We start from the raw sequence: 19382 nt of genomic DNA, 5'->3' as shown, positions 1-19382 counted from the left end.
GAGGAGTTTTTCGGTTGGGGGGATCAGTCCAGCTTGCGTGACGGCGCGAGCACGGTGGCTTCGCCGGCGAGGACTTTCTTGCCTTCGACCATGCAGGCGCAATCGAGTTTCACGCGGCGTTTGCCCATGTCGATGTCGGTCACGGTCACGGAGGCCACCACGGTGTCATCGGGGCGCACAGGGGCGAGGAACTTCAACGACTGGCCCATGTAGATGGTGCCGTGGCCGGGCAGTTGCTCGCCGATGACTGCAGAGATCAGACCCGCGGTCAGCATGCCGTGGGCAATGCGGCCGCCAAACATCGTGTCCCGGGCATACTCTTCGTCCAGGTGCACCGGATTGTGGTCGGTGGACACGGCGGCAAACATCTCGATGTCCTGATCGGTCACGGTTTTGCGCACATAGCGGGTCATGCCGATTTCGAGGTCTTCGATAAAAATTGTGCCGCGGGGCAGGTTGTCCAACATTTGGTCCTCCGATTTTCTGGACTGGCTGTGCAACTAAATAACGCTCAATGCGCTTGATTGGCAATATTGTTACTTTGCAGTTGCAGAAAAAATCAAGCGCTTTTGTGTTAACGCAGTTTGCCAATCGCAAATTGTGGGGTGACCTGCTGTTCTGCGAGGTAATTCGTTAATGCGGCTTCATCTGGTTGGTGGGCGGTTTTTGTCTCTGCTGCAGCGAGGCCGCCGGTGATGAAGAGCGAATCGATGTTTTCCCCCATGGCGCCGGAGATGTCGGTGTGGGGGCCGTCGCCGATGGCGAGGATGTCTTCGTCTGCGATGGTCACACCCAGGGCTGACAGCCGGCGGCGGGCGAGGTCGTAGATGGGGGGGTGGGGTTTGCCGAAGTACAGGCTTTCGCCGCCCATCTCGGTGTAGAGTTTGGCCAGCGCCCCGGCGCACCATTCGCGCACCTCTCCGCGATCCACCACGATGTCTGGGTTGGCGCATAAGAGCTTCATGCCTTTGGTCTTGGCATAGAGGAAGTCGGCACGGTTCACGTCCGGGTCCGCCATGGTGTCAAAGGGGCCGCAGCAGACAATGCCTTCGGCCTCAGACAGCGGTACCCGTTGAATGTCGACAGGGTTGTCAAGGATTTCAAGGGGTTGGAAGAAGCCCGTATCGCGTTCCCATTCACCCATGAAGTAGACTTTTTCGCCCACGGCGCCGTTGAACATGGCCGAGCGGGCGCTGTCCCCAGAGGTGGCGATGGTGTCATAGGCATCATCGGGCACGCCAAAGGAGCCAAGCTGTTCTGCCACGCCAGCACGGGGTTTGGGAGAGTTGGTGACCAGCACCACAATACCGCCTTTGGCGCGGTAGGCTTGCAGGGCAGCGACGGCCTCTGGATAGGCGGTGACGCCGTTGTGTACGCAGCCCCAGAGGTCGACAAACAGCGCTTTGTAATTGTCGGAAATCTCGGCGAGTGAGGAAACGATCTGGGTCATGTGTCAGTCCTGCGCGTGAAGTGTTGCGCAAGGTATGGCAGGGGCATTTCCAGAGTGCCAGCGATTCCGGTGGGCGATGTGCTGCGGTGCAGCAGTTAACGGCCAAAACCCACGTCGGTATCTTGTCGGTATCGCGACTGTTTTGCGGAGGTGGGGACCATTGCTGCGATGCAGAAATTAACCTTTGGCGCGGTTCATCACTTTGCGTAGGGCGCCCACGATGCTGCGGAAGGGTTCGACGCGGTCGTAGAATCTCAGGTCGTGAATGTCGGTGCGCGAGCTGCGTTGGCCGGCAAGGCAGGGCGTGGCGAGGCGGAAGGTGGTGCCGGGCACAATGGTGCGGACCATGTTGAAAGCGCCGTCAAAGAACATCGAGCCGCCTTCGGGATGGCCGGAAGGGCGGGAGCGCACCAGTTCGAGGTAGTCATGGAAGGCCCGGATGCTGTCGCCCTGGATGGCCCAGAATTGCGTGCCACGGGTGCCGCCGGTCCATTCGCTGAGGCCAACGGTGTCGGTTGGCGGGGTTTCGGGTTCCAGATAGCCAAGGGCGGCGACGGACCAGTGGGTGGTTTTCAAATCTGAGAGCACTTTGGCGACGGTGGTGTCTGGCAGCTCGTTGAGCTCTAGGTCGTCCTCGCAGATTAGGATGCGCTCATAGCCTTTCTCCAAGGCATCCGCCAGCACGCGGGTTTGCGAGAGGAAGTTGCCGAGAGAGCCAATGGACGGGAATTCGCCTTTCTCCGTCGGGCGGGAGGCCTCAAAGAAGGTGATGTGCTCATTAGGGATAGTCATACCGACGCGGGCAAAGTCGGCAATGGTCTCGCGGCGGCGGTCGTCCCGATAAGGCAGGTTCACGATGTAGACGTGGTCAAAGTGGTCAAACAGATCGGGAAAGCTCATTTGGGTGTCCGCGTTGGAGGTGTTTTGCCTGCACCTAAAGGCACTTGGCGGCGGAAGTTTGTCAACAGCGCGGTGGTTTTGCGCTTAGGCCAGCGGGGTGGGCAGGCGGAGCGTGGGGTGGAAACCGTTGCGTAGGGCGATGCGCGTGGGCGCCGGAGTGAGCACTGGATACCTGCCTTGTGGTCGTTTGAGGGGGGCGGTGTAGCCGTTTGGCGTGAAGGGCAGCGCCATGTCCTCGAGTAGCAAAGCGGGGCGACCGGTGTCTGTCAGGATAAAGGTGGCGTCTGGCAGGTCGGCTATGTCTTCGAGGGGCCGGTTTTGGCCGTAGATGCGCGGGATGGCGCGGGCGGCGTGAAGCTTGTCGTCGAAAGCCGGGGCGCTGCCAGAGTGGTCGGCGGCGGCAAAGAAGGCCTTGTGATCGGCGCGGCGGCATTCGGCGCAGGGACGATGACCGGCGGCAAGCGCGACGGCTTCATCATAGAAAAACAGTTCGGTGTAGCGGTTGGGCGCCATGAGGTGGCGCTGGCGGTTTTTGAAAGACAACACGCAGCAGACCCAAGCCTTGTGGCGCCATCGGCGGTGAGGCAGTTGGCCGTGCTGGTGTGCCTTGTCGTCGTGCAGAATGCCCCGGTTGCCCAGGAAGGCCCCGCGCGTGGGGTGGGCGAGGATTTGGCCGTTAGGTTGGACACGGTTTTGGCGGGGCATGGCGTGTTAGTTGTAGGCTTCGATCAGCGTGTTGACCAACTGACGCAGAGCCGTGTCCGCACCGTTTGAGCCGAAGCGGAACTGTAGCCCGTCAAAGTTCACAAACACCGCATCGCTGTCGATCAAAGCCGCCATGTCGTCTCTGGTGAGGAGGAAAACGATCAGCGTGTTGTTTTGGTCGTCACGGTGTTCCCAGACATATTGATCCGGGCGGATATCGCGGCTGTAGCGCGGGACGGGTCCGATGACATTGAAGGTGATCGTTGGGTTTGTCTGAAGCCGCTCAGGAACCTTGTTGCCGGTCTCAAACGCGTCAATCGTGGTGCTTAGGGCGATGGTGCCCCGCTCCCCATAGGCGTGTACTTGCAGGTAGTTCGGCCCCGCGTTGAGGTGCGCGTAGCTCTCTTTGGCGGAGGCTTCAAAATCCGGCCCATAGTAGAAGGCCCAGTCTTGAGCGGAGCTTACTTGGGCAGAGGCGCAAAACAGCGCGAGGCTGAAAGTGACGGATTTGAGCATGATGTCCCCCGTTTCCAGACAGCCTAGCAACGGGGGACAGTCAGCGATAGGGGCTTGTTATTGCATGCGCAGGGCGCCGTCGATGCGGATGACTTCGCCGTTGAGGTAGCCGTTTTCCACGATAAAGCCTGCGAGGCGGGCGTACTCGGATGGATCGCCCAGACGTTTGGGGCAGGTCACGTCGGCGGCGAGTTGGTCCTGCACCTCTTGTGGCAGGCCTTGCAGCATTGGTGTCAGGAAGATGCCCGGTGCGATGGCCATGACACGGATGCCAGAGCGGGCCAGATCGCGCGCCATGGGCAGAGAGAGGCCAACGATGCCGCCTTTGGAGGCGGCATAGGCCGCCTGACCGCGTTGGCCGTCCATGGCCGCAATAGAGGCGGTGTTGATGATCACGCCGCGCGCGCCGTCTGCTTCGGCTTCGTTTTCCGCAATCACCTCGGCTGCGAGGCGGGCGACGTTGAAGGAGCCCACGAGGTTGATGTCGATGGTTTTCTGGAAGGTGTGCAGCGGGTGCGGACCGTTTTTGCCAATGGTGGTGGCGGCAGGGGCGATGCCGGCGCAGTTCACCGCGGCGGTGATTTTGCCCATGGCCGCTTTGGCGGCCTGGATGCCTGCGGCGGCGCTGTCCTCATCGGTCACGTCTACCTTGTGGAAGGTGCCGCCGAGTTCCGCTGCGATCTCTGTGCCGCGCTCTTCATTGAGGTCAAACAGGGCCACCTTGGCGCCGTTGGCGGCAAAGTGGCGGGCGGTGGCTTCGCCCAGACCGGACGCGCCCCCGGTGATCACGGCGCAGGTTTGATCAAGTTTCATTGGCGGCTCCTCCCAGTGAGACGTCTAGGTCGATAAATGAACGTGTGTTCAAATAACCCGAAGCGGGTGGGCCTGTCTAGAGGGAGAAGGGCGGGGCCAGCCCCTCTGCGCCTTTGGCGCATTCACCCCGGGATATTGGAGGAATGAGAAAGTAAATGGCCCGCTGGGTTGTGCGCTTCGGGTTTTGCGGACTTGCGTCAATGCAAAGTGGTTAGTTTAAAGCCGGAAGTGTACGTGTGTCTGCGAAGTGAGGCGGTGTTTTGAAAGCTATTTTATCCGTGTTGGTTTTGATGTGTTTGCCGTCGGGTGTGTGGGCCAAGCCGCTGTATGAAAACTCGGTGGCCTCCAACAACCTGGATTTTATTCGGGCGAATGACCCTGGCGCTTGCTGGTCCATCAAGGGCGGGAACGGCGGTCGGACGGAAATGTATGATCCCCGCAGCGATAGGTTGTTTGTCGACGGGGCGCTGCATTTTGAGGTGCGGTATCCGGGACAAGCCCTGCGCATCAACGTGCATCCTGGGGTGTCAAACCCGACAAAGCGGGCGCAACAGGCGGCGGCGTCTGTGTCCCGGCTTCCGGAGCAAATGCGGAAAACCCTGAGCTATGTGAATATCCTAGACGGAGACGGGGCCGCTTGGGCGGAAGATCGGGGGCGGTTCTTTACGCTGTATGACGGGCTGATGGCGCGGCGTTTGGCGGAACATGATCTGGACGAGACCGTGTTTCATGAGACAGCGCATGTCGCTTTTGACTTGAGGCATGCAAAGAAGCGAAAGTGGAAGGCGGCACAAAAGGCGGACGGGGATTTTGTGACGCGCTATGCCGCGCGACATGCCCATAAGGAAGACATTGCAGAGAGCGCGCTGTTTGTGTGGACGATGATGTATCACCCGGGGCGGTTGCCCAAGCGCGTTGAGCAGCAGGTGAGTGTGACAATTCCAAGCCGCGTGGCGTATTTGCAGACCATGCTTGCGGGATATGAACCACCCCGATGTGCGTCCTGAGGTGCCTCTGGAAAGCAAAAGGCCCGCCGGTTGGGGCGGGCCTTTGTGTGTGTTGAGTTGCGGCGGTCTTAGCCGTCCAGTTGCACCAGCGCGTGGCGCTTTTTGCCAGCGCTGAGCTTGATTGGCGAGCTGAGCGCCGCTGCGTCAATCATCAGACCCGCGTTGGTCAGCGGGGCGTCGTCCAGCTTGGCGCCGTTTTCCTTGATCAGGCGTTTGGCGTCTTTGCCCGACTTTGCCAGACCGGATTTCACGATCAGCTGCACAATGGAGATGCCATCGCCGAGGTCTTCGGCAGAGAGCGTCACGGTGGGCAGGTCGTCGCCCACGCCGCCTTTTTCAAACACTTCGCGGGCGGTGGCTTCGGCGGTGGCCGCGGCGTCAGCACCGTGGCAGAGCGTGGTCACGGCGTTGGCGAGGATGATCTTGGCTTCGTTGATCTCAGAGCCCGCCAGCGCGCCGAGGCGCTCGCACTCGTCTACCGGCATTTCTGTGTAGAGTTTGAGGAAGCGGCCCACGTCGGCGTCGGTGGTGTTGCGCCAGAACTGCCAGAACTCATACGGGCTGCGCATGTCCGCGTTGAGCCAGACCGCGCCGTCTGCGGATTTGCCCATTTTCTTGCCGTCTGAGGTGGTCAGCAGTGGGGAGGTCAGACCAAACAAGCCGCCGTCGTCTACGCGGCGGGTCAGGTCGATGCCGTTGACGATGTTGCCCCATTGGTCGGAGCCGCCGAACTGCACCAGACAGCCGTAGCGGCGGTTCAGTTCAAGGAAGTCGTAGGCCTGCAGGATCATGTAGTTGAACTCGAGGAACGACAGGGATTGCTCGCGGTCCAGACGGGACTTCACGCTTTCAAAGGACAACATCCGGTTCACCGAGAAGTGGCGGCCGATGTCGCGCAAGAAGGTGAGGTAGTTCAGGTCGTCGAGCCATTCCGCGTTGTTGAGCATCAGCGCGTCAGTGTCGCCGTCGCCATAGTCGAGGTATTTGGCAAAGACCTTTTTGATGCCGGCGATGTTGTCGTCGATCTGATCGTTGGTCAGCAGCGGGCGCTCATCCGCCCGGAAGGAGGGGTCGCCCACTTTGGTGGTGCCGCCGCCCATCAGGGTGATTGGCTTGTGGCCGGTTTTTTGCAGCCAGCGCAGCATCATGATTTGAATGAGCGAGCCGACGTGCAGGGATTTGGCGGTGGCATCAAAGCCGATATAGCCGGGGACCACGCCGTCACAGAGAGCTTTGTCAAAGCCTTCATAGTCTGTGCAATCGGCCACAAAGCCGCGCTCTAGCATCACGGTGAGGAAATCCGATTTGGGCGTGTAGGTCATGGTGCCACTCATTTTCCGTTGTTGGTTGTCGCTTGCCGCTATGGGCGTCCCGTCCTGTTAGCACCTTGGGGGGCAAGTTGTAAGCGGGGAATGTTGTGGGGACGGCGGGCAGGGTTTCCGCACTTTGTGTTGCGGCTTCAAGCTGGTATATTCAGGCTTGTGAAGTTGTTTTAATGAGTGATCGTTTTGAGGATTTGACGCACCTCGTCTATGAGGCGTCTTTGGACAATTCCCTGTGGCCTGAGTTGATCTCGGAACTGGCAGAGGAAGTGCACCGCGCGCGGGACAGCCGCTATCTGGAAAGCCCGGAGGCCGTGGAGGCGGAAACGCGGGGGTTGGAGAACCTGTCGCGGCATGTCCGGCGGGCGTTTAGCATCTCGGAGCGCATGGTGGTGTTGCAGGAGCGGGAGGCCTATTTGTCCTCGGTGCTCAACAGCTTTGCCTTTGGGGGGGCCTTGCTGAATGAGGACGGTCAGGTGGTGATGGCCAACCGCGCGCTTTATGACGTGATGCCGATGCCCGCTCTGCAGGGGCAGGACATGCAGGTGTATTTGCCCAAGAGCGGGGAAGACCGGCTGTTGTCGCAGTGTGCGCAGGAGGCCAATCGCACGGGGCGTGCGTTGGAGTTCAAAAGCCGGGAGGACGGGGCGGCGGATCTGATGGTGCTGCCAAGGGAGGAGGCGGCGCGGATTGGCTTTCCGGCGATTGCGGCCAATGTGGTGATTTCGTCTGGACAGCAGAGCCATATGGGGGTGGCGCATATTGCCAAGGTGCACGGGTTGACCCGGAGAGAAGCAGAGGTGCTCAGCCATATGGGGCAGGCCTATGACCTACGCGAAGTCGCCAGGCGCATGGGGATTTCTTACGAGAGTGTGCGCACCTACCTGAAGCGGGTGTATGAGAAGACCCAGACCAAGAGCCGCAGTGAATTGGCGGCGGTATTGGCGCGCTCGCCCCTGACGGCGGTGCGGGCGCATGGAGACAGCGCAGGGGCGGCGTTTCAGGTGCGCAATCGGATCACCCTGCGCGATGGGCGGCAACATGAGTATTTCGCCATTGGCCCGGAAGATGGCTCTCCGGTGCTGGCCTTTGATGCGCTCTCAGGGGTGACAATTGACATGATTGGCTATCCTGAGCGGTGTCATGACCTGATGACAGAGGCGGGGGTGCGGTTGATCTGTCCCTGTCGGCCGGGCAGTTTCCGCTCGGACTTTGTGGTGATGCAGAGCTTGCGGGACTTTGCCAGCGATGTGCGGGAGCTGTTGAACCATCTGCAGATTGCTCAGGCAGGGGTCTTGTCGGTGTCTTTTGGCAGCGGATCGGCCTTGGCGGTGACCCATGCGTTGCAGGACCGGATCAGCAAGGCGGTGTTGTCCTCGGCGGCCTATCCGTTTTATCGGCATGAGAACTGGCGGGAACTGGATCAGTTTTATCACATGTCCTGTATTCAGGGACGGCACTGGCCAAGTATGTTGCGACAGGTCATTCCATTTCTGGTGCGCTCGATCCTGCAGAACCGGGATCGGTATTTTGACCGCTATTGCAAACGCTCGCGCAGCGAAGATGACATTCGCATTCTGTCCCATCCGGTGATCCGGCGGCGCACCGCGGAGATGCTGGCACTGCGCACGGCCTCTGGCACTGACGGTATTGTCGAGGAGAACCTGCTCAACGCGCAGGGGTGGGACTTTGACCCGTCCGATATTCACACGCCGGTGGAGGTGTTTCAGGGGCCGGACGACAATGTGGCGCCGGTTCAAGGCGCGGAGCTGTTGGTGCGGCATCTGGGGAATGCGGAGCTACATGTGTTGCAGGGCAAGGGGCACTACCATCACATCGAGAACTGGCCCTGGCTGGCGGCGCGCGCGGCGGGCAAAGACATGGCGCCGGGCGCGCTGGGCTATGATATCCCGGCGTTTTGATCAGTTGGTACGGTTTTCCTGAGTTGCCGTTGAATGTCCCCAAATGGAGATAGGGAGACCGCTGTCTGATCCGGTAATTCTTAAATCATTGAACAGGAATTTATTTATCGGGGGGCGCGGTTATTGTTTGCCTATGTTTTTGAGTCTCTCCAGACGCTCCCCAAACCTGTGTCAACGGCGTGTGGCGTGTTGGGGTTTTGCCTTTACCTGACCAACTATACCCTCATCACTTTTCGCATTCTCAGCAGTCAGGACATCGTCTTCTTTGTCATCAATATTTTTGGGGCAGGGCTTGTTTTGGTGAGCCTGGTGCAGGACTTCAATCTTGGGTCGTTTATGATCCAGGTATTTTGGATCTGTCTGGGCATGATTGCAATTGTGGTTCGGGTGAAGTCACGCGCAGCCTGGCGACGGGAGGTACACAGTGCGCCTCTATCACCGGCTTTGGGGGCTCCCCAATCTCGCTAAAGCCGGTGCGTGCCGTTTAAAGGCCGCCCCACGTTCTGGAAATTACACACAGAGCGTGGGGCGATTCCGTTTTGGGCTGGCGATTTGGGGGGCTGATCCTTTAAGGTTTTGCCACCGTGCCCAGGCGCGGCATAGGTGGGCAAACCAAAAGGATAAGGCCATGTTGAAGGGCCAGGGTGAGGCGGCGGTTGTGACCGCGCTGGGCGCGATGTCAGGCACGTCACTGGACGGTGTGGATGCGGCTGTGGTTCAGACCGATGGGCAGGTGATCCATGGGTTTGGGGCAACGGCCTATCGGGGCTATTCCGAAGACGAGCAGGCGGTTCTAACGCAGGCGCTGGGCCAGTGGTCCGGGGCGGAGGCAGAGGCGGCTGCGGCGGTGATTGAGGCGGCCCATGCCGAGGTGTTGAGCGGGTTTGAAAACGTCGATCTGGTTGGCTTTCACGGGCAGACGCTGGCGCATGAGCCGCGTGGGCGTGGGACCTGTCAGGTGGGCGATGGGCAAGCCTTGGCCGAGGCGCTGGGCGTGCCGGTTGTTTGGGACTTCCGTTCAGCCGATGTGGAGCTGGGCGGTGAAGGGGCGCCGCTGGCGCCGTTTTTCCATTTTGCCTGTGCCAAGTGGTTTGGCGCAACGGAGCCTGTGGTGTTTTTGAACCTTGGGGGCGTGGGCAACATCACCTGGGTGGATCCGCGTAAGGCGGCGCCGGAAGACGAAGGGGCGTTGTTGGCGTTTGACACCGGCCCCGCCAATGCGCCGCTGAACGATATGCTGCGCGCGCGGCGGGATTTGGCTTTTGATGAAGGCGGCAAAGTCGCTGCGCAGGGCACGGTTGCTACAGGGGCGCTGGAGCTGTTTTTGCAGGAGGCGTATTTCTCAAGAATGCCGCCGAAGTCACTGGATCGAAACGATTTTCCAGAGATGATGGATCTGGTGCGCGAGCTGTCGGACGAGGATGCGGCTGCGACGATGACCGCGATGTGTGCTGCGGCGGTGGCGCAGGGCATGGGGCATTGTCCCGAAGCGCCGGGCCGCGTGTTGGTCACTGGTGGGGGGCGGCACAATCCGGTGCTGATGGAGATGCTGCGGGTGTCACTGGACTGTCCGGTGGTGCCGGTGGAGGAGGTTGGGCTGGATGGCGATATGCTGGAGGCGCAGGCCTTTGCCTATTTGGCCGTGCGGGTGGCGCGGGGTTTGCCGACAAGCTGTCCGAGCACCACGGGGGTGATGGCGCTGGTCGGCGGTGGCACGGTGAGTGAGCCGGAGGGCTAGGGGATAAGGGCTGCGCCTGCCTGGGTAGGCGCTTTCGCAGCAACAGTTGCTTTGAAGACGCTTCAATAAAGTGTCGCCGTGCAGAGATTTTACAGGGTTTCAATGCGCCTGCCGGGGGGCAGGCAGGCGCAGCCCGCCCTTGCGGCAGGGCAATGTCGTGGGCTTAGCGCGGGATGTCGAAACCCGGGGCGGCCAATTCAAAGCCCTCAAATTGAAACGCCGGGGAGACGGTGCAGCCCACTAGGGTCCAGTCGCCGGTGCTGCGGGCGGCTTGCCAGTGGTCCTTGGGCGCGATCAGTTGCGGAAATTGGCCGGCGGCGAGGTCGGGGCCCAGCACGTGATCGGCGGCGGGGCCTTTGTCGGTTTCTGCAAGCGACAGGATCAGCGGCGCGCCGGCGTAGTGGTGCCAGATTTCGGCGGCATCGACGCGGTGCCAGTGCGAGGTTTCGCCTGCTTTCAACAGAAAGTAAATTGATGTGCCTGCGGGGCGGGTGTCGTCTTCGCTTTCTGCAATCCAGGTCTGGCGGTAGTGGCCGCCCTCTGGATGCGGGGCGAGGTTGAGGTGGGCGATGATTTGGTCTGCGGTCATGGGCTGTGTCCGGTGTCTATGGTTGGCGACATAGGGGCAGCTTGGCGTAGCGGAGGCAAGCGGAAAGGCGTTAGCTGAGACGGTCCAGGGCGGTGCGGGCGGCAGCGGCGACCTTGGCGGGGGCTTCCAGTGGCAGCAGGTGGCCATAGTCGGGTAGAGACTGGAAGGTCATGTCCGGGCGGCTGTTGCGCAGGCTGCGGGCGATGGACGGGTCCATGAATAGCGAGGGTTTGCCGATGATGACCTCGGTCGGCACGGTGAGGCGTTTGAGGGTTGGCAGGATCAGCGGCGGGGTTGCGTAGAGGTGTGCCTCCCAGTTGCGCGGGTATTCCAGTTTGATACCGGCACTGTCGGGTACGGTGAGCGCCTCGATCAGGCCGTGCAGGGTGGCGTCGTCAAAGCGGCGGTAGGCTTTGGAGGCGCGGTAAAAAGCAAAGGTAGACGCGAGGTCTGGCCACTGGGTGGGGCCGCTGAGCACTTCGGCGGCGGGGCCTTTGGTTTGGCGCAGGCGGTAGGGCAGCAGCTTGAGCAGCAGGCGGATGCGGCGGGTGACTCCGGAGGGCTCAATCAGCACAAGGCCTTTGAACAGGTCAGGGCGTTTCACGGCGGCCATGGCGGTGGTGGCCGCGCCGATGGAGTGGCCCATGGCCAGAACCGGTGCCTTTTGCGTGGCCTCGATCCATTCGATCATATCGTCGGCAAAGAGATCCCACTCGCGCCGAGGATTGGGCGGAGGGGCGTCTTGCCACAAGGGGCGCATGGCGAGCGCTTTGAGGTGATAGCTGTCGCCAAGTTCGGAGAGAAACGGCGCGTAGCAGCGCGGGCCAAGCGCCGTGGCGTGGTGAAAGACCACGGTTGGGCCGGTGCCGGTGTTCTGCCAAGCGGCAGCGGTGCCGCCGGAGAGCTTGCTGTGGTGCCATGTCATCTGCATACGGCGCAGGCTAGTTGTGCCCAAGCTGTGCGCAAGGGTGACGTTGGGGACGGCGGCGGCGCTGATTTTTGCAAAAAACCGACACGCAATGTCTTGAAACGATAAGTGCGGTCATCCACATAGGCTCAAATTTGCTTCTAGTTAGAGAGAGGGACTCTATCGTGGCCATCACTGAATCCGAACTGAGCGCAGCACGTGAAGCCTGGGGCGCGGGCCTTGTGGCGATTTCCAAAGCCTATGAGGCGGGCGGAATTGAGGAAGCGCGACCTGTGGCCGAAGGGGTTCTGGACGCGGCTTATGGCTACAATCTGGGCCCTGTGTTGTTCAAGCCAACTTTGGCCAGCGGTGATCAAACCTTCCGCCCAACCAAAAAGGGCGCGCTGTCGTATTTTGTAGGCCATGACGAAGAGTACCCACTGGACGGTGGCTTTGGCATCAAGGGCTGGCGTGAGATGGAAAGCGTGACCTCCGCAAGCTTCATCGAAGGCGATGTGGCTATGTGGATGGGCTGGGTGATCCTGACCGACAAGGACGGCAACGTGACCAAGGTCGACAAGAGCTTTGGCTACAAGAAAGACGCCGACGGCACGTTGCGGATTGTGCAGCACCACAGCTCGTTGCCGTATCAGCCTTAAGGGTTGAGAGAGTTTATGGGAAAGCCCCGCCGATGTGCGGGGCTTTTTTGTTTGTGACGAGTGCCGGTGCCAGACTTGCCTCACCTCGGCATGTGGCGCATCGTGCGGTTGGCTTTCTAGGATGACAGGCGGGGAATGCGATGCGGGTTTTCTTTACAGGGGGCAGTGGCAAAGCGGGCAAATGGGCCATTCGGCATTTGCAGGCGCAGGGGCATCATGTGGTCAATGCGGATCGCGTGCCTTCTGGGTTGGACTGTTCTGAACTGCTGATTGATCTCTGTGATGCGGGGCAAGTGATTGGCGCGATGTCGCAGTTTACCGACTTTCACGAGTTGGACGCGGGCACGGGTGTGCCGACTTATGATGCGGTGGTGCATTTTGCGGCGGTGCCGCGGGTGATGATCGGCACGGATGGCGAGTGTTTTCGGCAGAACACCTTAAGTACGTACAATGTGATCGAGGCGGCGGTGAAGCTTGGCATTCCCAAAGTGATCTTTGCCAGTTCAGAAACAACTTATGGCGTGTGTTTTGCTGATGGGGAAGTGAAGCCCGACTTCGTGCCAGTGGATGAGACCCACCCCACCGTGCCGCATGACAGCTACGCCATGTCCAAAGTCTGTAACGAGGCCACCGCGCGCAGTTTTCAAGCGCGCACCGGCAGCGACATCTATGGGTTGCGCATCAACAATGTGATCGAGCCGCATGAGTACGCCGATATGTTCCCGGCCTTTGTCAAAGATCCCGCCCGGCGGCGGCGCAATATCTTTGCCTATATCGATGCACGGGATCTGGGGCATATGGTGGACTGTTGTCTAAAGACCGATGGGCTGGGCTATGAGGTGTTCAACGTGGCCAATGATGACAGCTCGGTTGGCATCCTCTCGGATCAGGTGATCGCGCAGTTTTATAAAGGCGTTGAAGTGCGCGGCGAGATGGGCGAACACGAGACGTTTTATGCCAACAAAAAGGCCAAAGAGATGGTTGGCTTTGCGCCGAAACATGGTTGGCGGGAGGGTCTCCTTTAGGGAGAAGTGTCTTGGCGTGAACAATTTTTCCGGCAATATGGCGTCATTGATTTTTTGACCAAGGACGTTTTGATGACTTTTGTTCTGAAGCCTATTGTTATTGCGGCCGCTTTTGTTGGCGGAATTACCGGGCAGGTCTTAGTTGCCGTTGCCGATCAAACCCCGGTGATTGGCGCCAATAACACCACCTATTCGCCCAAGAACTTCTCCGGCCGCTGGAAGCTGCGGCAGAGTGATGGGGAGATTTGTCTGGTGGAGCTTAAGGTCACGGACGCCAGCCCGCATGATCTGGGGCTGCGGGCTTGCACCGATCAGGCAATCACCAGCGCCAAACAATGGGAAATGCGCAACCGTGATCTTGTGTTTTTTGCAACTGACGGTGGCGAGATCGGGCCGTTTAAGGTGACGGAGCCGAACAAACTGGAAGGCGCGGGGATGATCCTGTTCCGGTGATCCATGTTGTTGCGGGCCCGCGGTTATGGCCGGCCCGCAGGGGGTGGATTTTGTGAGCGCTAGTTGGCGACTGTGGCGAGCTGCGTCAGGCAATGCTTGAGGGGCGTGTTGGGCGGCAGGGTGCAGTAGCCGTTGGCCCTCAGCTCCGCCGTAGGGGCGGGACCGCCACCGATCAGGATCAGAAGGTAGTCGTCCAGCGGCGGTAGATGGCTGTCCGCGTTGGCGATGATGTCTCTTGGGGAGGCATCATCAATTGCGTCGATGATAGGCAGGACTACGTTACCTTTGACCCCATTGGGGAATTCGCGCAGGAGTTGATTGACGCTCCAGATCGGATTGTGGAAGAAACGTTCAATGAAGAGCTTTTGCGCATCTTGGTGCAGCAACGTCAGGATTGATGTTGGCACATTCCCGCTGTGCGTAGATTGGTAGATCTCGCCGATCTCGTCATAAATTCGCGGCCAATTGTCTGCCTTAACCGTCGCACTGAGCAGCAGCACCGCCCGGTTTTTGTCAACGATATCAAAGTAGCTGCGCGGGTCATAAGAGGCGCGCATCTCCTGGCGTAAAATCCGGAACATGTCGGAGTTCGCGCTTGCGCCGATATGATTCATAAGCAGGTTTGCCCCAACCATCTGTGGCTCGTCCTCAAAGACTTCCGCCCGCGCCAGGATGATTAGCATTTCGCTGGATGTGGGGTCCTGAAAATGAATGGTGCCGGTGGGCAGTTCAAAAGGAAACCGTTTGCGGTCCAGTCTGGACTCAAGCCATTTGGGCAGGGTGATCCTGACACCTATGGCGGGTTGTGAGAGTTTGCTCAGCAGCTTGGCAAGGCGTTGCTCCACCACCGGGTCACCGGAACGCAGAATGGCCTGACTTGGACGGCCGAAGCGAAAGGTGGGTCCCAGTTCCGCCGGGTCTGCTTCACCAGCTTGATGGGAGAGGTAGCCTTGTAGTTCGGCGCGCACATCATCTGGGTTTCGGGAAAGCGTGGCGTGCGCATAGCGGACTGTTTCGCGCTCCCGTTGATACCAGCCTGAGGTGTAGGTTGGCTCCATCAGGAGGTTTTCCAGATGCACAAGTGTTTCGGGAAAGACCTCCTTTGGCGCGGTGATCGTGAGCAGCAAGTGGCGGCGTGTTGTGGAGACGCTTTGGCGGATGCCCTTCACTCTGATGTATTCGACGACGTCCTGAGGGGAGCGTGAGGCCGTGCCACCAAAAAGAACACTGCGCAAACCAGCTTGCAACGCCAGCGCACGGTCTTCTGTGACTTGTCCGAGCGGCCAAACAAGGGTTAGCGCGGAGAGGCCATTGCGCAGAGGGTGCAGGTAGACGGTGTCGGTTTTGTGGTTGGCTGCGATGAGCTCAGCACGGGCCTGCGGAGCGGAGAAGGTGCCAAGTGAGAGCAGCAGGACGGCGGTCAGAGCTCGGAGGAGGGCGTGCATGTCAGTCTACCTTCTTGGCCAAAATGGTGGCGGTGGCCGAGGGCCTCATGGCTTTGATGGCAAAATCCAGCACCTCCTGATCGGTGGTGGCGTTGATCATGTCGATGTAGAGCGTTGGGCTGAACGGGGGAAAACCATCAGCGGCCAAGTTTTTCAGGAACCACCGTATGTCCGCCGGGTCGCGGGAGGCATTTTGAGCACTCACCACATCCTTCTGGCGGGCGCGTTTGATTTCTTCGGCGCTGATTGGGTCTCTAAGCAATAGCAAGAGGGTGCTGCGCAGGCGACGGCGGGCCTCACCAAGTTCGAAGCCAGGCATCAATTCAACACGTAGGGACATTTCCAGATCAGCGTTTTTGGCAAAGTACCAGTCAACCTCGACGTCCAAGAACCGCACATCATCAAAATGTAAGGCGTTTTGAATACGTGTGTTCAGGATTTCCGCGCTGAGAAAGAAGGCGCCTTGGAGGTCAAAACTGCTGTCGTGGTCTTTAAAGTCGATAAACTTGGCAAACTGCAAAGTGTCCCGAGGCAATCGGTTGGTTTCAATGTACTTCACGGAATTGAGGTTTGGATCTGGTTTCTGGTCCAGCCAGGGTTTGGCGGGTGGTGGCGTCGCCTGTGTGTCGCCGAAGATCTGGCTGACAAGGTTTGCCGCTTGCATTTGGTCAATTTTGCCGGAGACAATGACCGTGACATTGGAGGGCACATAGTGCTTCGCATGGAAGCGATAGGCGGCGTCAAGGTTCAAGTTTGGCAAGTCTGCCACAGTGCTGCTGGCGCGGCCCCGTGGGGTGCCGTAGAGGTCCTGTAAAGCCAAGCGTTTGAGCCATCTAGCTGGGTATTGCCGCTCTCTCAGGAAGGTTTCCCGCTCGACAATGCCAATTTCACTTTCGGCAAACCCCTCTGGAAGAACAGGGGTATCCAATACTGCTCTGGACAGGCGGAGAACTGTTTCCAAATCTTCAGGAGCGCCTGAGTTGGTGTAGATTGTGGCTGCATCGTAGGTGGCGGCGTTCAGATCGCGTTCGCGTGCCCGATCTAGGACGGCGGCGTCCGCAGAGAAAGCGGCAAGGTGTTCTGTTAAATGCGCTGTGCCGGACGGGTCCGGATCATCATAGGCGCCGGACAGGACAATCAACTGCACATCGACACGGTTAAAGTCTTCGATGGGAACAATGTATGCGCCGTGCAGGCCGCCCTTGTCTTCGACTGAGAATATGTCTTGTGCGGAAGTGGGCGCGGAGGAGATAGAGAGAAGACCTGCGAGCACAAGGTAGGCGGGCCTAAAAGGAAAAGAGGTAAAACGCATAAAGTCCAAATGGTAAGTGGGGTAGAAACTCTGTCTGATACTTGTGGTGGTTGTGTCGCTTTCTCAAGGGATCGTGTGGGGTTTTATGCGCAATGTGGCTGAGACACCGCAGGGTGCGCGAGATTTTTTACACCACCCTGATCCAGGTGCGCATGCCTGCGGCGGCGTGAGACAGCATGTGACAGTGCATCAGCCACTTGCCCGGTGCGCCGGCGATGAAGGCGATTTCGCGGGATTCGCGGGGCTGCATCAGAACGGTGTCTTTGAGGGGGCCAAAGCTGCCGTCGGGCAGGACCTCCTGAAAATGGGTGCCGTGCAGGTGCATGGCGTGGGCAAAGGACGTGTCGTTTTGCATCGGGATGCGCACGATCTGGCCTTGGGAGACTTCCACCAGTGGGGTGTCGCTGAGACCGGCCTGGGCATTGAAGGCCCAGACCTGGCCTTTGTCGACCAGGCTGCGCACGTCGAGTGTTTCACCCTGGTAGGTGGCTTCGCGTAGGCCGCCCATGGCACCGCCTTCCATATGTAGGGGCACGGTTATGGCATCGCTGAGGTCGGCGAGGCGTGGCATGGGGTTGGCAGGCAGGGGCTGGATCGCGGCGCGGGCGGGTTGGGTGCCGGAGATGGGGATCTCCTTCAGCAGGTAGCCGGTGTCGCCTTCATGCAGGACAATTTGTAGTGCGTTGGCCTCATTGACTTGGGCGTCGATGATCACATCGGCGCGCTCGGCCGGGCCAAAGGGCATGGCGTCGAGCGGTTCGGGTGTATCTAACGGCATGCCGTCGCGGGCGACCAGTTTGCCGTCGCCGCCTTGTACGGAGACGGTGATGACGCGGTCGGTGGCAACGTTGACAAAGCGCAGGCGCAGGCGGGCGTTTTCCGGCACAGAGTCCGGCTGCTCAGACAGCTGTGCGTGAATGTAGTTGCCAAGCCGTCCGGCGTGGGTCCAGTCGTGCATGGCGCCAAAATCATCAGTGATCTGGGCCTCGTCGCTGAGCCGCCAATCGTCCAGTACCACCACAATGTCGTGGTCCACGTCCGGCGCGTTGGTTTCCTCCACCACAACCACGCCATAGAGGCCACGGGCGACCTGTTCGGTGGATTGGTTGTGGGAGTGGTACCAGTAGGTGCCGGCGTCTTTGAGCGGGAATTCGTAGTGGAAGCGGTCACCAGTGGGCACCGCGTCCTGGGTCATACCGGGCACGCCGTCCATGGCGTTGGGCACGCGGATGCCGTGCCAGTGGATTGCGGTCGGGCTTGGCAGGCTGTTGAGCAGCTCTTGTTTGAGTGTGTCGCCCTGTTTGAAGCGTAGGAGCGGGCCCGGAACAGACCCGTTGTAGCCCCAGATCTCGGTTTCCGGATAGTCGCCAAACTCCGCATCAATCAGCTGCACGCGGCCTGTGGTGGCCTCGATCACCGGAGTGGTGGCCGCAAGGCTGGTTTTGGGCGTCAGGGCCAGGGCGGCGGTGCTGGCGAGGAATTGGCGGCGGGTGAGGGGCATGGAGGCACTCTTACTTGTCGGTATGGGAGCGGATACGGGGCGGCAGTGTCAGGGGCTTAAAAAATGCCGTTTTCGCGTTGCAGCTCGCGGACATAGGCCACGATGGCTTTGACATCGCCTTTGGTCAAGCCTGCCACCGGAGGCATGTTGCCAAAGGCCCAGTGGTGGGCACGCACGCCGTTGTCGACGGCCATGAAGAAGGCCATGTCGGAATGGTGGCCGGGCTCGTAGATCTTGTGCACCAGAGGTGGCGCAACGCCGTCCTGGCCTGCCGCGTTGTCTCCGTGGCAGGCGGCGCAGGTGGCCTCAAAGGCGCGTTTGCCCAATTGCGCAAGTTCGCTGTGCGCAGCGGGTTGTTTCACGGCGACCATGGCAGCGTTGACTGTGGTTTCTGGGCTGGCGACTGGCTTGGCTGGGGTGGGCTGAAACTGGCGCACGGCGAAGGTGGCCGAGGCCAGAGCCAGCACGATGCCTGCGAGGACGAGGGGTTTGGTCATGGTGTTGGGATCAGATCAGTTTGACTTTGGTGCCGACTTTGGTGCGGTCAAACACCTCTTCGATGTGCTCGTTGTAAAGGCCGATGCAGCCGTTGGAGGAGCGGCGGCCGATCTTGCGCGTGTCGTGGGTGCCGTGGATGCGGTAGTACTGCCAAGACAGGTATAGCGCGCGGGTGCCCAGCGGGTTGGATGGATCGCCACCCTTGATAAGGGCGGGCCACTCCGGATTACGCTCTCGCATCGAAGGGGTGGGTGCCCAGCTTGGATTGGCGCGTTTTTCAGTGACTTCGGTGTAGCCGCGTTTGGTGAGTTCGTCGGTGAGCGGCACAGAGGTTGGGTAGATGCGCATTTCGCCATCCGCCGTCCAATGCTGCAACACGCGGGTGGTGGTGTCGGAGATGATCAGACCCGCGCCGAGTGTGTCAAAATGGTCCTGCCAGTCATGGGTGCGGAAGGAGGAGACATTGCGCTGTACGCCGGGCTCTGGCGTGTCCTCTGTAAGGGCTAGCGCGGGGGCGGCGGCTACAAAAGGGCTCAGCGTGCTGATCAGGAAAGAGCGGCGGGTGAACCGGGGAGATTTTTTTGTGTGTGCCATGCGTGCCTCGTGATTTTGTTTGCGCA

21 protein-coding genes are annotated in these 19382 nt (G+C 60.0%); 7 read left to right on the top strand and 14 right to left on the bottom strand.

The genetic code is table 11. The annotated features are described in order from the left end of the window. Nucleotides 1–23 precede the first annotated feature (23 nt). The 6 genes from MK208_RS02155 to MK208_RS02130 form a co-directional block, all read right to left on the bottom strand. Entirely contained in the window at nt 24–467 is a 444-nt protein-coding gene (locus MK208_RS02155; RefSeq protein WP_294113442.1) for a MaoC family dehydratase, read from the bottom strand. A 107-nt stretch (nt 468–574) separates the two neighbouring features. Then, nucleotides 575–1450 (bottom strand): TIGR01459 family HAD-type hydrolase, encoded by an 876-nt coding sequence (locus tag MK208_RS02150; RefSeq protein WP_294113440.1) that lies wholly within the window; start codon nt 1448–1450, stop codon nt 575–577. Between the two features lie 177 nt (nt 1451–1627). Continuing rightward, nucleotides 1628–2350: a hypothetical protein gene (locus tag MK208_RS02145; RefSeq protein ID WP_294113439.1), complete on the bottom strand. Its 723-nt coding sequence runs from the start codon at nt 2348–2350 to the stop codon at nt 1628–1630. Between the two features lie 84 nt (nt 2351–2434). After that, nucleotides 2435–3055: a hypothetical protein gene (locus MK208_RS02140; RefSeq protein WP_294113437.1), complete on the bottom strand. Its 621-nt coding sequence runs from the start codon at nt 3053–3055 to the stop codon at nt 2435–2437. A 6-nt stretch (nt 3056–3061) separates the two neighbouring features. Further along, on the bottom strand, nt 3062–3571 hold the full coding sequence (locus MK208_RS02135; protein ID WP_294113436.1) for a hypothetical protein: 510 nt from the start codon (nt 3569–3571) through the stop codon (nt 3062–3064). A 57-nt stretch (nt 3572–3628) separates the two neighbouring features. Beyond that, nucleotides 3629–4384 carry an SDR family NAD(P)-dependent oxidoreductase gene (locus MK208_RS02130; RefSeq protein ID WP_294113434.1) on the bottom strand — a complete coding sequence of 252 codons (756 nt, stop codon included), beginning with the start codon at nt 4382–4384 and terminating at the stop codon, nt 3629–3631. 290 nt (nt 4385–4674) lie between these two features. Between MK208_RS02130 and MK208_RS02125 the strand changes: the two genes are divergently transcribed. Beyond that, a complete protein-coding gene (locus MK208_RS02125) occupies nt 4675–5391 on the top strand; it encodes a hypothetical protein (protein WP_294113432.1) in 717 nt (238 codons plus the stop codon). Nucleotides 5392–5459: 68 nt separating this feature from the next. Here the strand turns inward: MK208_RS02125 and tyrS are convergent, their stop codons facing one another. Further along, nucleotides 5460–6713 (bottom strand): tyrosine--tRNA ligase, encoded by a 1254-nt coding sequence (gene tyrS, locus MK208_RS02120; protein ID WP_294114095.1) that lies wholly within the window; start codon nt 6711–6713, stop codon nt 5460–5462. 173 nt (nt 6714–6886) lie between these two features. Here tyrS and MK208_RS02115 point away from each other — a divergent pair, with 173 nt between their 5' ends. The 3 genes from MK208_RS02115 to MK208_RS02105 all read left to right on the top strand — a co-directional run bounded on the left by MK208_RS02115 (nt 6887) and on the right by MK208_RS02105 (nt 10373). Then, nucleotides 6887–8635: an alpha/beta fold hydrolase gene (locus MK208_RS02115; protein ID WP_294113430.1), complete on the top strand. Its 1749-nt coding sequence runs from the start codon at nt 6887–6889 to the stop codon at nt 8633–8635. 123 nt (nt 8636–8758) lie between these two features. Further along, nucleotides 8759–9103 (top strand): hypothetical protein, encoded by a 345-nt coding sequence (locus MK208_RS02110; RefSeq protein ID WP_294113428.1) that lies wholly within the window; start codon nt 8759–8761, stop codon nt 9101–9103. A gap of 160 nt (nt 9104–9263) precedes the next feature. Further along, on the top strand, nt 9264–10373 hold the full coding sequence (locus MK208_RS02105) for an anhydro-N-acetylmuramic acid kinase (RefSeq protein ID WP_294113425.1): 1110 nt from the start codon (nt 9264–9266) through the stop codon (nt 10371–10373). A gap of 163 nt (nt 10374–10536) precedes the next feature. Here MK208_RS02105 and MK208_RS02100 read toward each other — a convergent pair whose 3' ends face one another. Beyond that, the gene (locus tag MK208_RS02100; protein WP_294113423.1) at nt 10537–10962 is read right to left on the bottom strand and encodes a cupin domain-containing protein; all 426 of its coding nucleotides are present in this window, start codon (nt 10960–10962) and stop codon (nt 10537–10539) included. Between the two features lie 70 nt (nt 10963–11032). Continuing rightward, complete coding sequence (locus MK208_RS02095) at nt 11033–11893, bottom strand: alpha/beta hydrolase (protein WP_294113421.1); 861 nt, start codon at nt 11891–11893, stop codon at nt 11033–11035. Nucleotides 11894–12054: 161 nt separating this feature from the next. On the opposite strand from MK208_RS02095, the gene MK208_RS02090 reads away from it, so the two are divergent. The 3 genes from MK208_RS02090 (at nt 12055) to MK208_RS02080 (ending at nt 14006) form a co-directional block, all read left to right on the top strand. After that, nucleotides 12055–12528 (top strand): phosphoribosyl-AMP cyclohydrolase, encoded by a 474-nt coding sequence (locus MK208_RS02090; RefSeq protein ID WP_294113420.1) that lies wholly within the window; start codon nt 12055–12057, stop codon nt 12526–12528. A 140-nt stretch (nt 12529–12668) separates the two neighbouring features. Beyond that, nucleotides 12669–13553 (top strand): NAD(P)-dependent oxidoreductase, encoded by an 885-nt coding sequence (locus MK208_RS02085; protein ID WP_294113418.1) that lies wholly within the window; start codon nt 12669–12671, stop codon nt 13551–13553. 72 nt (nt 13554–13625) lie between these two features. Further along, entirely contained in the window at nt 13626–14006 is a 381-nt protein-coding gene (locus tag MK208_RS02080) for an AprI/Inh family metalloprotease inhibitor (protein ID WP_294113416.1), read from the top strand. Nucleotides 14007–14065: 59 nt separating this feature from the next. On the opposite strand, the gene MK208_RS02075 is transcribed toward MK208_RS02080, so the two are convergent. The 5 genes from MK208_RS02075 to MK208_RS02055 form a co-directional block, all read right to left on the bottom strand. Continuing rightward, nucleotides 14066–15451, bottom strand: coding sequence for an insulinase family protein (locus MK208_RS02075; RefSeq protein ID WP_294113413.1), 1386 nt, complete (start codon nt 15449–15451; stop codon nt 14066–14068). Between the two features lies 1 nt (nt 15452). After that, a complete protein-coding gene (locus tag MK208_RS02070) occupies nt 15453–16724 on the bottom strand; it encodes an insulinase family protein (RefSeq protein ID WP_294113410.1) in 1272 nt (423 codons plus the stop codon). 166 nt (nt 16725–16890) lie between these two features. Then, entirely contained in the window at nt 16891–18264 is a 1374-nt protein-coding gene (locus tag MK208_RS02065) for a multicopper oxidase family protein (protein WP_294113407.1), read from the bottom strand. A 56-nt stretch (nt 18265–18320) separates the two neighbouring features. Continuing rightward, entirely contained in the window at nt 18321–18761 is a 441-nt protein-coding gene (locus tag MK208_RS02060) for a c-type cytochrome (RefSeq protein ID WP_294113405.1), read from the bottom strand. Nucleotides 18762–18771: 10 nt separating this feature from the next. After that, complete coding sequence (locus MK208_RS02055; protein WP_294113404.1) at nt 18772–19356, bottom strand: L,D-transpeptidase; 585 nt, start codon at nt 19354–19356, stop codon at nt 18772–18774. Nucleotides 19357–19382 lie beyond the last annotated feature (26 nt).

The organism is Shimia sp. (assembly GCF_022448905.1).
GTDB lineage: Bacteria > Pseudomonadota > Alphaproteobacteria > Rhodobacterales > Rhodobacteraceae > Shimia.
This window is presented reverse-complemented; position numbering and strand designations above follow the sequence as displayed.